General features: G+C 72.1%; 12 protein-coding genes, 1 tRNA gene and 1 riboswitch. Of the genes, 4 read left to right on the top strand and 9 right to left on the bottom strand.

Going from position 1 to position 12174, the window contains the following annotated elements:
• Positions 1–9: 9 nt before the first annotated feature.
• Complete coding sequence (locus tag ACFY9S_RS08005) at positions 10–1356, top strand: PrsW family glutamic-type intramembrane protease (protein ID WP_391124178.1); 1347 nt, start codon at positions 10–12, stop codon at positions 1354–1356.
• Between the two features lie 75 nt (positions 1357–1431).
• On the opposite strand, the gene ACFY9S_RS08000 is transcribed toward ACFY9S_RS08005, so the two are convergent.
• The 4 genes from ACFY9S_RS08000 to ACFY9S_RS07985 form a co-directional block, all read right to left on the bottom strand.
• Positions 1432–2376: an aldo/keto reductase gene (locus ACFY9S_RS08000; RefSeq protein WP_391124175.1), complete on the bottom strand. Its 945-nt coding sequence runs from the start codon at positions 2374–2376 to the stop codon at positions 1432–1434.
• A 189-nt stretch (positions 2377–2565) separates the two neighbouring features.
• Positions 2566–3606 carry a peptidoglycan DD-metalloendopeptidase family protein gene (locus tag ACFY9S_RS07995; RefSeq protein WP_391124172.1) on the bottom strand — a complete coding sequence of 347 codons (1041 nt, stop codon included), beginning with the start codon at positions 3604–3606 and terminating at the stop codon, positions 2566–2568.
• An 11-nt stretch (positions 3607–3617) separates the two neighbouring features.
• A riboswitch (cyclic di-AMP (ydaO/yuaA leader) is annotated at positions 3618–3774 on the bottom strand.
• A gap of 289 nt (positions 3775–4063) precedes the next feature.
• Positions 4064–4137: transfer RNA gene (locus ACFY9S_RS07990), tRNA-Met, on the bottom strand.
• Between the two features lie 65 nt (positions 4138–4202).
• A complete protein-coding gene (locus tag ACFY9S_RS07985; protein ID WP_391124169.1) occupies positions 4203–5333 on the bottom strand; it encodes a dihydrofolate reductase family protein in 1131 nt (376 codons plus the stop codon).
• An 88-nt stretch (positions 5334–5421) separates the two neighbouring features.
• On the opposite strand from ACFY9S_RS07985, the gene ACFY9S_RS07980 reads away from it, so the two are divergent.
• From ACFY9S_RS07980 to ACFY9S_RS07970, 3 genes are all read left to right on the top strand, one after another.
• On the top strand, positions 5422–5937 hold the full coding sequence (locus tag ACFY9S_RS07980; RefSeq protein WP_391124166.1) for a MarR family transcriptional regulator: 516 nt from the start codon (positions 5422–5424) through the stop codon (positions 5935–5937).
• Between the two features lie 166 nt (positions 5938–6103).
• A complete protein-coding gene (gene ribA / locus ACFY9S_RS07975) occupies positions 6104–6745 on the top strand; it encodes a GTP cyclohydrolase II RibA (RefSeq protein ID WP_391124163.1) in 642 nt (213 codons plus the stop codon).
• A 118-nt stretch (positions 6746–6863) separates the two neighbouring features.
• Entirely contained in the window at positions 6864–7370 is a 507-nt protein-coding gene (locus ACFY9S_RS07970; protein WP_391124160.1) for a MarR family transcriptional regulator, read from the top strand.
• 566 nt (positions 7371–7936) lie between these two features.
• On the opposite strand, the gene ACFY9S_RS07965 is transcribed toward ACFY9S_RS07970, so the two are convergent.
• From ACFY9S_RS07965 to ACFY9S_RS07945, 5 genes are all read right to left on the bottom strand, one after another.
• Positions 7937–9007, bottom strand: coding sequence for a SpoIIE family protein phosphatase (locus tag ACFY9S_RS07965; protein WP_391124157.1), 1071 nt, complete (start codon positions 9005–9007; stop codon positions 7937–7939).
• Positions 9007–9450, bottom strand: a complete 444-nt coding sequence (locus tag ACFY9S_RS07960) for an ATP-binding protein (protein WP_391124154.1) — start codon at positions 9448–9450, stop codon at positions 9007–9009. The genes ACFY9S_RS07965 and ACFY9S_RS07960 overlap by 1 nt, the downstream gene beginning before the upstream one ends.
• Positions 9450–9863 (bottom strand): STAS domain-containing protein, encoded by a 414-nt coding sequence (locus tag ACFY9S_RS07955; RefSeq protein ID WP_391124152.1) that lies wholly within the window; start codon positions 9861–9863, stop codon positions 9450–9452. The genes ACFY9S_RS07960 and ACFY9S_RS07955 overlap by 1 nt, the downstream gene beginning before the upstream one ends.
• Positions 9860–10771: an RsbRD N-terminal domain-containing protein gene (locus ACFY9S_RS07950; RefSeq protein WP_391124149.1), complete on the bottom strand. Its 912-nt coding sequence runs from the start codon at positions 10769–10771 to the stop codon at positions 9860–9862. Before ACFY9S_RS07950 ends, ACFY9S_RS07955 begins: the two co-directional genes overlap by 4 nt.
• 145 nt (positions 10772–10916) lie before the next feature.
• The gene (locus ACFY9S_RS07945) at positions 10917–12089 is read right to left on the bottom strand and encodes a SpoIIE family protein phosphatase (protein ID WP_391124146.1); all 1173 of its coding nucleotides are present in this window, start codon (positions 12087–12089) and stop codon (positions 10917–10919) included.
• Between the last annotated feature and the right edge of the window lie 85 nt (positions 12090–12174).

Below are 12174 nucleotides of genomic sequence, written 5' to 3'. Positions count from 1 at the left end.
GTCAATGCCGTGGCCACCAGCCCCCCACATCCGTCGTATCCCAGCGGTCCGAGCGAGGGCGCTCCCCTCACGGGCCCGGGCACGGCCGGCTCCCTGCGGCACGCCCACTGGTGGCAGCGCGCCTGGGTGCGCTACGGCGCGCTGAGCACGCTCCTCGCGATATCCGGCCTCGTCATCCTCGCCCTGGTCCGCGAGGAGACCGGCACGGAGGGCTTCCTGGTCGGGCTGGGGCTGGCCGTCCTGCCGGTGCCCCTGCTGATAGCCGCGTTCCGCTGGCTGGACCGGGTGGAACCCGGCCCCTGGCGGAACCTGCTGTTCTGCTTCGCCTGGGGCGCCTGCGCGGCGGCGCTGATAGCGATCGTCGCCAACAGCTTCGCGACGAGATGGATAGCGACGGCGACGGCGGACCCGTCCAGCGCGGACACCCTGGGCGCCACCGTGATAGCCCCGGTGGTCGAGGAGTCGGCCAAGGCGGCGGCCGTCCTCCTGGTCTTCCTCTTCCGGCGGCGGGACTTCACCGGCATCGTCGACGGGGTCGTCATAGCCGGCGTGACGGCCACCGGCTTCGCCTTCACGGAGAACATCCTCTACCTGGGCACGGCCTTCGGCACCGACCAGCTCACCGGCGACACCGGCGTCGCCTCCGTCACGGCGGCCACCTTCTTCGTGCGGATCGTCATGTCGCCGTTCGCGCACCCGCTGTTCACGGTCCTCACCGGCATCGGCTTCGGCGTCTCCGCGCTCTCGGCGGACCGCCGGCTTCTGCGCCGCGTCGCGTTCCCGCTCGGCGGGCTGCTCCTCGCGATGGGCATGCACGCGATGTGGAACGGCTCGTCGGCGTTCGGCGAGTACGGGTTCTTCGCCGTGTACGCGGCGTTCATGGTGCCCATCTTCGGGCTGCTGACGTGGCTGGTGATCTGGACCCGGCAGCGGGAGCTGAAGACCGTACGGGCGGAGCTGCCCGCCTACGCCTCGGCCGGCTGGCTGACCCCTGCCGAGCCGTACGCGCTCGGCTCGATGCGGGCCCGGCGGATCGCCCGCCAGCACGCCCGCCGTCACGTGGGCAGGGCGGCGGCGCGGGAGGTGGCGCGGTACGAGGCGTACGCGACGTCCCTGGCGTTCCTGCGGCACCGGGCCCGGCGTGGCCGCGCCGGGCCCGGCTTCGCCGTACGGGAGCGGGAACTGCTCGGCGAACTGTGGCGGCGCCGGGAGGTGGCCCGACCCGCGCTGGACCACGCGGCGCGGATCACCGCCCCTCCGGTCCCGGTGTCGGCCCCGCCCTGGCCGGTGTACGGGGTGTACGGGTACGACCCACAGCCGACGCCGTACCCCGCGTACAACCCGTACCGCTCCTAGGGGTCCTTTCACCATGCCCGTCCGGGTCGGACGCTCATGGTGAAAGGCCGCCCTCTTAGCTGCCTGTCGTGTCCATCAGGCCGAAGCCTGCGTGAGCCGCCCGATCTCGGTCTCCGACAGCGTCAGCTCGCCGACGCCGGTCAGTGCGGGCAGCTGCTCCACCGTCCGCGCGGAGGCGATCGGCGCCACCACCGTCGGCTGGGCGGCGAGCCAGGCCAGAGCCACGGTGGCCACGGGCGCGTCGTGCGCCGCGGCGATGTCGTCGAGGGCGGCGAGCACCCGTCGCCCCCGCTCGGTCTCCAGGTGCTTGGCCGCGCTCCCCGCCCGCGCGCTCTCGACCGCCGCACCGGCCCGGTACTTGCCCGTGAGGAAGCCGGACGCGAGGGCGAAGTACGGCACGGCGGCCAGGCCGGCCCGCTCGGCGAGATCCTGGAGCTCACCCTCGTAGGTGTCGCGGGATACCAGGTTGTAGTGGGGCTGAAGGGCTACGTACCGGGCGAGCCCTTCGCGGTCGGAGAACTCCAGGGACGCCCGCAGCCGCTCGGCGGAGATGTTGGAGGCGGCGATGTGCCGCACCTTGCCGGCCTTCACGAGGGTGTCGAGCGCGCCGATGATCTCCTCGACGGGCACGTCGGGCTGATCGAAGTGCGTGTAGTACAGGTCGATGTAGTCGGTGCCGAGGCGCCGCAGGGAGGCGTCGGCGGCTGCCGTGATGGTGGCGGCGGACAGGCCGCGGAACTCGGGGTGCTGGCTGACCTTGGTGGCGACGACGACGTCCGCCCGGTTGCCGCGGGACTTCAGCCACTTGCCGAGCACGGTCTCGGACTCACCGCCCTGGTTGCCCTCGACCCAGGCCGAGTAGGAGTCGGCGGTGTCTACGAAGTTGCCGCCGGCGGCGGTGTAGGCGTCGAGGACGGCGAACGACTGGGCCTCGTCGGCGGTCCAGCCGAAGACGTTGCCGCCGAGGGCGAGCGGGAAGACGTCGAGGCCGGAAGGGCCGAGCTTGCGCAGAGAAGTCATACCGCACGTCAACGCCCGTACCGAAGCGGCCCATTCCACGGGGGACGCAAAGACCCTGTGAACACTCCTGCCGCGGCACGACGTTCCGGCACGCGCTCCGGCCCTGCCGTGCACGCCCCGGACATGAGGCGGCCCTGACGTCGGGGGGTCGTCGTCAGGGCCGCCGGTGCTTCAACGGGTGGGTACGGCTTACGGGTTCAGTCCCTTGCCCCGCAGCCACGCCATCGGGTCGATGCCGCTCGTGGAGCCGCCGGAGTGGACCTCCAGGTGAAGGTGGGCCCCGGTGACGTTGCCGGTGGCGCCCACACGGCCGATGACCTCGCCCGTGCTGACCTTCTGGCCGACGCTGACGCCGATGGAGGACTGGTGCGCGTACCAGATCTCGGTGCCGTCATCGAGGGTGAGGACGGTCTTGTAGCCGTACGAGCCGTTCCAGCCGGCCTCGGTGATGGTGCCGCTGTGCACGGCCTTGATCGGCGTGCCCGTGGGGGCGGCGAAGTCCAGGCCCGTGTGGTAGCCGGAGGACCAGTAGGCGCCGGCCTGGCCGAAGCTGGAGGTGATGGTGTACGAGGAGGTCGGCAGGGTGAACTGCTTGGCCAGGGCGGCGAGACGCTCGGCCTCGGCCTTCTTCCTGGCCTCCTCCTCCGCCTTCTTCTTGGCCTCGGCGGCCTTGTCCTTGGCTTCCTTCTCCGCCTTGGCGACCGCTTCCGCGGCGGCCTTCTGGGCGGCGGCCGCGGCGTCCTCGGCGGCCTTGGTCTCGATCTGGTCCTGCTGGTGCTCGACCTGGGCCATGATCCGGGCGCGCAGTGCCTCGCCGGCACCGGCGCCGGAGGTGCCCTTGGTCTGCTCGGTGGCGGCCGCGGCGGTGCCGAGGCTGCTGAGCGGAGTGGCGGAACCTTCGGGGGTGTCGTCGTCCGAGATGAGGGAACCCACCGAGGGCAGGTCCGGGACGGAGATGGACACCGGGGGCTTGCCGGTCTGGGCGCTGGCCATGCCGCCGGCACCCACGGCGGCTATGACGCCGACGCCCAGGACGGTGGAGCTGCGGGCGAGGCCTCCGCCGCGCTGCTTGGTGACACGATGCCGGCCACGGACGGGACGGATGGACTCCTCGGTGGGGTTCCACTCCTGGAACGGGCCCTCTTCGGTGGGCTGATTGCCGTAGCCGAAGGTGTCGGTGTCGCGCTTCGGCGCGAGCGGGGCCGCGGGGGCAGGCCGGTTGGACGCCACGTGGGCGTGCTCCTTTCCTTCCTTCTCGCCTACCGGGTTAGCTGACGGGTTCGGAGCAGGAAGGTCTCCTACGCGCGTATACCGGCCGTGCTTCCACGGTGGTATACGCCCGATTCACCCCAAGTGGTGGTTCCCCGGTTCCCTTTCGGGATTCGGCGCGTGCGCACGGAGCCGCCTTCTGTGACGGCTGGGACGACCGCGCTGCGTTATCGAACGTTAATAGACGCGCGAGGGGTATTCCAGCGATTCCGCTTGATCATTAACCTTTTTCGCGCGGACTTACCTGCCATGACCGGAGTAAATCGGGCGAGTTGACCGCTTCGCAAGTGACTGAGGAGTTTTGACGGGGCGTCAGTTCCCGCGCGGAACGGGGTGGTTCACTCACCGAGCGTAATGGGGTACGGGGGAAATGACCGAGGGCCGGAATCCTTTTTGGATTCCGGCCCTCGGCCTTCAGTAGCGGGGACAGGATTTGAACCTGCGACCTCTGGGTTATGAGCCCAGCGAGCTACCGAGCTGCTCCACCCCGCGTCGTTGTGTCTCCAGTGTACGCCATCCGCGGGACCACTCGTGCACACCCACCGATCGGCCCGTGCTCAGCCCGGTAGGTGGTGGTTCGGGGCCTTGGCCCGCTCCTCGTGCTCGGGGAGGACGACGACCTCCACTCCCCCGGCTGCCAGGACGCCGCTGCCGTCGGCGTCCGTCACGAAGGTGCCGGGCTCACGCCAGGCCGTGACCACGCGCCGTACGCCGGCGTCGAGGATCAGCCGGGCGCAGGGTGCGGGGCGGGAGGCGCGGCGGGCGCACGGCTCCAGGCTGCTGTACACCGTCGCGCCGGGCAGGCGCGGGTCGGCGGGGTCGAGCTTCGCCAGGGCCGCCTCCTCGGCGTGCACGACCGGGTCGCCCGCCTCGCGGGAGTGGCCGCGGGCCAGTTCCGTGCCGTCGGCCGCGACCACGACGGCCCCCACGCTGAACGCCGTGTCCGACGGCGGGCAGCGGTCGGCCAGTTCGCAGGCCAGGGCCAGCCAGTGGTGGTCGGCGGCGGCGGGCAGGGCGCCGGTGCCCGGCGCGGTCGGCTCGTAGCGCATGAGGACCACGTCCTCGATCCGCCGCGACTCCAGCAGCCGGAGCCGGCCGCCCTGGTAGCCGCCGGGGCCGAAGAGGCGGGGCGCCCCCGGGTCGCCCACGAAGAGGGGTGCGAGGACCAGCTGGAGTTCGTCGGCCAGGCCCTGGGTGAGGAGCTGGGTGTGGATCAGGCCGCCGCCCTCGACCATGAGCCGCCGCACGCCCCGGACGTCGTGCAGGTGTGTGAGCAGCCGCCGCCAGTCGAGGTCGGCGCCGAGCGGGACGACATCGGTGGCGAGGCCGAGGGCGCGGGCGCGTTCGGCGCCCCGGTCCGTCGTGTAGAGGACCTTCTCGCCGCCGGTGTGCCAGAAGCGGGCGTCCGGGTCGAGGTCGCCGGAGCCGCTGACCGTGACCTTCAGGGGGTACTCCGGTTTTCCGGCGGCCCGGCGGGCGGCCCGGCGTTCCTCCGAGTTCACCAGGAGCCGCGGGTTGTCCGCGCGGACGGTGCCGGCGCCGATCAGGATGGCGTCGACACCGGCCCGGACCTCGTCGACCCGGTCGAAGTCGGCCGGGCTCGACAGGAGCAGGCGGTCGGGTCCGGTGTCGTCCAAGTAGCCGTCGAGGGAGACGGCGGCGGACAGCAGGACGTACGGGTGAGGCATCGACGCTCCGCGGCTGGTCGGGACGGCGGGACCGACAGGGCCCCAAGGCGGGCTTGGTTCAAGTTTTAAACAAACCTACACTGGGGGCATGACGACTCGCTGGCTCACCCCCGAGGAGCAACGCGCCTGGCGCGCCTACGTCGCCGCCTCGCTGCTCCTGGAGGACGCGATCGACCGGCAGCTCCAGCAGGACGCCGGCATGCCGCACCTGTACTACTCCATCCTGTCCGTCCTGTCGGAGTCCCCGGAGCGGCGGTTGCGGATGACCGATCTCGCCGAGCGGCTGAAGATCACACGCAGCCGGCTGACGTACGCGGTGACGCGGCTGGAGAAGGACGGCCTGCTGCGGCGCGAGGCCTGCCGGTACGACAAGCGGGGCAGCATCGCCGCGCTGACGGACGAGGGGTTCACCGTGCTGGAACGGGCGGCGCCCGGGCATGTCGACACCGTGCGGAGCTTCCTGTTCGACCGGCTCAGCGAGGAGCAGGTGGGGCAGCTGGAGGAGATCACCGCGGCGATCGCCCAGGGCCTCCAGGAGGACGGGACGAGGACGGCGGCGGACGACGTGCCGTGGCGCCGGAGGTCTTCACCGTCCTGTTCGTGACGCGCGTCACACCGGACAGGATTCTCGCCCCTCTCATTGCTTCAAATTTGAAGCACGAGTAGGGTTCGGGATGTGCATCTGCTTCAAATCTAAAGCAGTGCGACTGTTTCAAATCTTAAGCAGTACGGCTGTGCAGCCGAACAGGAAACGGACCCGGAGGCCCCGCATGCCCGACACCCCCGCCGTCATCGCCACCCCGCGCTCCCGCGTCCGGGTCCCGCTGCGCTTCTACGACGGCTACGAGGCCGACGCCGAGCTCGTCACCTTCCACGGGCTGGCCGACGGCCAGGAGCACGTGGCCGTGATCCTCGGCGAGCCCGGCCCGGTCCCGCTGGTGCGGCTGCACTCCGAGTGCCTGACCGGGGACGTGTTCGGCTCCGCCCGCTGCGACTGCGGCCCGCAGCTGCGCGAGGCGGTCGAGAGCATCGCCGAGCGCGGCGGCGTACTCCTGTACCTCCGCCAGGAGGGCCGCGGGATCGGCCTCTACAACAAGCTCGACGCGTACGCCCTTCAGGACGAGGGGCTCGACACGTACGAGGCGAACGCGGCGCTGGGACTGCCGGAGGACGCCCGCGACTACACGGCCGCGGCCCAGATGCTCCGGGCCCTCGGCATCGGCGAACTGGACCTGCTCTCCAACAACCCCGACAAGGCGAGTCAGTTGCGGTCCCTGGGCGTCGGTGTCCGGGACCGGATCCCCACCGGGGTCTTCACCACCGCACACAACGTCCGCTACCTGCGCGCCAAGGTCCTCGAGACCCAGCACACGCTGCCGCTCGCCGCGCTGACGGAGCTCAGCGCCGGCTGAGTCGCCCCCGGTCAGGCCGTGGACCGAACCGGGCTGCTTGCCCTTCGGTTCATCGGGTACAGCCTTGGGAAGAGGGCGACCTCTTCAGTACCCGGAGCTTTATGGAAGTGACCGTTTCGTGACCGATCTCGGCGGCCCCGGCGACCACCGGGCGAGGCGACCGGGCGATGGCCCGGAGACCGTCGCATCGCAGATCGCCGATGCCGTGGAGAACCTGACGGCGCTGTGGTCGGTCGCCGCGCAGGAGGCGTCCCTGCGCCTCTCCCTGCACCAGCTGCGGGCGCTGCGCACCGTGCAGGCGGCGCCGGGTCTGAATCTGACGGCCCTGGCGGACGGCCTGGCCATCGGCCTCCCCACCGCCAGCCGCCTCTGCGACCGCCTGGCGGCGGCCGGCCTGCTGGAACGCGCCCAGCACCCCGACACCCGCCGCGAAGTGCAACTGTGGCTCACGCCACACGGGCAGCGCGTCCTGTGCGACGTCGCCGACCGCCGCGCCCAGGCCCTGACCGCAGCGCTGGCGGCCATGCAACCGGCCGAACGGGCAGCCCTGAGCAGAGGATTGCGAGGCTTCCTGACGGCCCGGGCCACGCTGCCGCCCGACACCGACAGGCCCGAGAGCCGGTGAGGCACCGGCCAGGCCATGCTGAACAGCCCGGACGGGCAGACGCCCTCGCCCGACAGGGCGGGTCAGGCGGGTCGGCGGGGCAGCAGGTCAGCAGGTCAGCAGGTCAGCAGGTCAGCAGGTCAGCAGGTCAGCGTCAGCCCGGGTGGACAGGCGGGACACCGGTCAGCCGGATTGGACGGACGGCCGCACAGGCCAACCCAAGCGAGGCGCACGGGCGGCCCCGGGAGCGGACTGATCCGACCACGCCTGGCAGCCCCGGAGGCGGACTGACCCCACCACGCCAGGCAGCCCCGGAGGCGGACAAACCATCGGTCACCCCGAGCGAAGCGAAAACCACCGGCCGATCCGAGCCAGGCGGAGGTCACAGGCAGCCGATCCGAGCCAGGCAGAGGTCACAGGCAGCCGAACCAAGCCGCCAGACGATCACACCAGCCGAACCGACCTAAGCGAAAACCACCGGCCGCTCCAAGCCAGACAGACGGTCACAGGCAGCCGAACCAAGCCGACAGACGATCACAGCTGCCGATCCGAGCGAAGCGGACACGGCACCCCGTGCGCAGATGCCCTCAGGCTCCCGAGCCGTGGCGGCTCACGCCGCCGGCGGTCAGGACCGCCACGCACGTGTCGTCCCGCGTCGGCCGGGCCGCGCTCCCCGCGTCCCGGAGCACCACCGCGGCCGCCACCGCCGGGTCGCAGCCGGGCAGTACGCCGTCGTCGGGCGGCGTCCAGCGGCTCGGCAGGCCGTCGCTGTGGAGGACGAGCAGGCTGTCCGCATGCCAGGGAAGACGCTGCACGGGCACGGACGTCGGCGCCTGTGCGCCCACGATGCCCGGGTGGGACAGCAGCGGCTTCCACGCGCCGTCGCTCCGCAGCCGGGCGCCGACGTTGCCGATCCCGGCGAAGCTCAACTGCTCTTCCCACAAATTCAGTTGGGCAACGGCGACGGCCGCACCCCGGGTGGGACGCAGGGTCCGGCCCAGCCTCCGCAGGATCTCGGCGGGCGGCAGCTCCGCCAAGCCGCGCAGCTCCTTCACCGCCGTGGTCGAGGCCTCGGCCGCCTTCGCCCCGTGCCCGAGCCCGTCGGCGAGCAGCAGGGTCAGACGGTCGCCGGCGCGCACCCGGCCCCAGGCATCCCCCGACTGCTCGGCCCGGCCCAGGGGGACGTTGACGCCCCCGGCGCGCGGACCCGGCGGGGGAGGCCCCTGGTAGCGGACGGCGGGCTCGTGGCCGATCCGGGCCATCACGACGGTGCCCCGGCCGGGCGCGCTGTGCAGGTCGAAGTCGTTCGCTATGCGCCGGCACGTGCCGAGCCCGGCTCCGAGCGAGGCGGCGACGGTCGTGGTGTAGCCGTCGCGCATCGCCGCGGCGACGTCCGGGATGCCGGGGCCGTGGTCGAGGGAGACGAGCTGGACGGCCGCCCGGCGGGCGTCGTCGTCCGCACGCTCGACGAGGTTGATCAGCACACGCCCGCCGTCCGCGTGCCGCAGCAGGTTGGTCGCCAGCTCCGTCGCCACGAGCGCGGCGGTCGCGGTGCGGTTCGGGGACAGGCCGGCGCAGGCGCTGGCCTCCTCGGTCGCCACCCGTACGTCCCGCAACCGGGTCGAGTCGTCCACCGGTACGTCCCAGACCCTGCTCATCACGGCACCGTCCGGGAGGCCGGTACGACCGTGGCCCAGGCGGTGACGGTGACGGTGGTCCCCTCACCTGGCCGGCTGTCCACCTTGAACTCCTGCACCAGCCGCTTGGCCCCGCTCAGGCCCAGCCCGAGTCCGCCGCCGCTGGTGTAACCGTCGGTCAGGGCCTGGTCCAGGTCACGGATGCCGGGCCCGGTGTCGACGAAGTCCAGCCGCAGGCCGTGCGACGGGCCGGCGTCCAGCGGCGTGATCCTCACATGACCGCCCCCGCCGTGGACGAGGGTGTTGCGGGCCAGCTCGCTCGCAGCGGTGACGATCTTGGTCTGCTGCACCAGCCCGAAGCCGAGCTCGGCAGCGGACTGCCGGACCTGCTGCCGCACCCACGCCAGATCGGCGTCCGAGCCGATCGGCAGGGTGGCCGGACCGGCATGGCGGGAAGCCTGCATCACGGACTCCCCCCGCCCCGGCGCGTGGTCACGCCCAGCAGCTCCATCGCCCGTTCGACGTCCAGGGCCGTCCGCAGGCCGGGCAGGGTGAGCCCCAGCTCGACCAGCGTGATCGCCACCGCGGGGCGCATCCCGGCCAGTACCGTACGAGCCGCCAGCAGCTTGGCTCCGGCGGCGATCTCGGCGAGGACCCGGCCCAGGAAAGAGTCGACGATCTCCACACCGGAGATGTCGATCACGACGCCGCTCACCCGGCTGTGCGAGATCCGGGCCGTGATGTCCTGCTGGAGCTGCTCGGCCATCCCGTCGTGCAGCTCCCCCTGGAGGGTGACCAGCAGGACGTCGCCCAGCTGGAGGACGGGCACGGTGAAGCCGTGTCCGTCCAGGGGCCCGCGGCCCGCCGGCCCGCTCACCGCGTGCCCGCGTCCGCCGCCGCGCCGACCGTCCTCAGCGGTGCGATCTCGACCCCCTGCCGGCTGAGCGCGTAGGCGAGCGCGTCCTCCAGGCTCGAACGGGTGAGCACCGTGCCGAGGTCGATGCCCAGGTGGACGATGGTCTGCGCGATCGCGGGCCGGATGCCGGAGACGATGCACTCGGCACCCATCAGCCGGGCCGCCGCCACGGTCTTCATCAGGTGCTGGGCGACCAGCGAGTCGACCGTGGGGACGCCGGTGATGTCGAGGATGGCGTACCGTGCGCGCTCGGCGACGATCGCGTCCAGCAGGCTCTCCATGACCACCTGGCTGCGCGCGCTGTCCAGGGTGCCGATCAGCGGCACGGCGACGGTGCTCTCCCACAGCTTGATCACCGGCGTGGCCACCTCGTGCAGCTGCTCGCGCTGCCGGGCGATCAACTCCTCGCCCGCGCTGACCGTCGTCTCCATCACGACCAGGCGCAGCGTGCCCATGAGCACCGTCAGCGCCAGCACGACCTCCTGGGCCTCGAGGGCGTACGGGTCGGGGAACTCGGCGCGCAGCAGCTCGGTCACCGGCACGCGCAGCGCGGCCACCTCGTCGGCGACTCCGTCCGGGTCGGTGCCCGTACGGGCGCGGGAGGCCGCCATGCGCCCCAACTGGTCGCGCACGGCCTCGAATCCGGAAGCCCGGATGTCGTCCAGCCGCCCCGATGCCGACACCGCCGCCAGCGCCGCGGTCACGGCCCTGCCCGCCTCCACCGCCTCGTCGCGCGACACGGTGAAGACGGTGCGGAACAACGCCGCGTCCGCCCAGCGTTGGGCGATCTGCTCCCGGCGCCGTTCCAGAAAGGCACTCAGCCGGCGAGCGGCCGGCTCCTGTTCCGTGTCCTCTTCCGACACCGACACTTGCATCGCTCCCTTGCACGGGCCGGACCGAGGTCACATGACGGCACCTCAGCCATTACTTGCCGTATGACAAACATTAGTGCCGACGTACGGCACCACCAAACAACTGCCCACCGGCGCCCCCCACCTGCGCCTTCCCCGTCCCTTACCGGCCACGCCAGTCGAGACACACCACGAGCGCGTCGTCGTCGGGGGTGGATCTGCCGCGGTGGCCCGTCAGTTCGCGCAGGATGGCCCGGGGCACCTCGGCGGCCGGCAGCAGCCGGGTCGACTGGATCGCCCGGGCCAGAGCGGCGTCCCCGTAGGCCTCGCCGCCCGGGGAGGCGACGTCGTAGACCCCGTCGCTGACGAAGACCAGCCGGTCGCCCGGCTCGACCCGGAACTCCTGGATCACGTAGTCGGTCTCCTCGAACATGCCGAGCGGCAGCTGGGCGTCGAAGGGCACCCGCTCCACCGCGCCCCGGCGCAGCCGCAGCATCTGCGGCGACCCGGCGTCCACCGCGCGGACCCGGCCGGTGGCCAGGTCGAAGTCGAGCATGAGCACGGAGAGGTAGCAGCGGCCCCGGTAGTGGGCGTACACCGCCTGGTCGGCCAGGGCCGCCTGGTCGTCGATGGACAGCCCGGCCCGGCGCGCGTTGCGCAGGGCGTTGATCGCCAGGTTCGTCAGCAGGGAGGCCTCGATGCCCTCGCCCATGCCGTTGGTGACGTAGAGACTGAGCCGGTCGGCCGAGGCGGACCAGTCGAAGTTGTCGCCGAAGATCGCGTACGCCGGTTCCAGCTGAGCGCCCAGCTCGTACTCGGGGCGGCTGCAGGAGCGGCCCGGCAGGAGCTGCCACTGCATCTCGGCGGCCAGCGTGAGCCGGTCCCGGCGGCGCGCCTGGAGATACAGGTCGGTGTCACGCTCGGCCACGTAGACCTCGTGCCCGAGCACCTCGGCGATCTCGGCCAGCTCGCCCAGGCAGCCCTCGGTGTGCTCCGCCCCCGGCAGGGTGACGGTCAGCACGCCCAGGCGGTCGCCGCGCACGGTGACGGGCAGGTGCGCCCGCACGAGGCCGCCCGGGAGAGCTTCCACGTGCGGTTCCTGCGCGCCGAAGGCCCGGCCCGCCGGGCTGTTGTGCACGGACACCGGCTGGAGGGTCTGCGGCAGCACGGACACGGGCTGAAGCACCGTCAGTCCGTAGTCGGCCAGGAAAAGCTCGACGGAGTCCGCCGCGTACTGATCGGTCAGTACACGACGGACCGCGTCCAGCAGTTGATGGGGCGCCGCCGTGCGCAGGGCGCGCTCGGCGGCCACGAATCTGTTCGTGATCGTGGTCACGGTGGTCTGCTCACCATCCTCGGTGGGACGCCTGCGCGTCCTCGGAAACGGTCCTTGTCCACGGGCGCCAGGGAAGCGGCCCCGG

Origin of the sequence: Streptomyces sp. NPDC012474 (genome assembly GCF_042955185.1) — a bacterium.
Lineage (GTDB): Bacteria > Actinomycetota > Actinomycetes > Streptomycetales > Streptomycetaceae > Streptomyces > Streptomyces cahuitamycinicus.
Note: the sequence above shows the minus strand (reverse complement) of the source record. Positions and strands in the feature narration are given on the sequence as shown.

Excerpts from the sequence above, each read along its gene's own strand:
- ACFY9S_RS07960 (WP_391124154.1), bottom strand. The coding sequence starts at position 9,450 with ATGCAGGCTTCCCGCCATGCCGGTCCGGCCACCCTGCCGATCGGCTCG.
- ACFY9S_RS08000 (WP_391124175.1), bottom strand. The coding sequence starts at position 2,376 with ATGACTTCTCTGCGCAAGCTCGGCCCTTCCGGCCTCGACGTCTTCCCG.
- ACFY9S_RS07985 (WP_391124169.1), bottom strand. The coding sequence starts at position 5,333 with ATGCCTCACCCGTACGTCCTGCTGTCCGCCGCCGTCTCCCTCGACGGC.
- ACFY9S_RS07965 (WP_391124157.1), bottom strand. The coding sequence starts at position 9,007 with ATGAGCAGGGTCTGGGACGTACCGGTGGACGACTCGACCCGGTTGCGG.
- ribA (WP_391124163.1), top strand. The coding sequence starts at position 6,104 with ATGCCCGACACCCCCGCCGTCATCGCCACCCCGCGCTCCCGCGTCCGG.
- ACFY9S_RS07980 (WP_391124166.1), top strand. The coding sequence starts at position 5,422 with ATGACGACTCGCTGGCTCACCCCCGAGGAGCAACGCGCCTGGCGCGCC.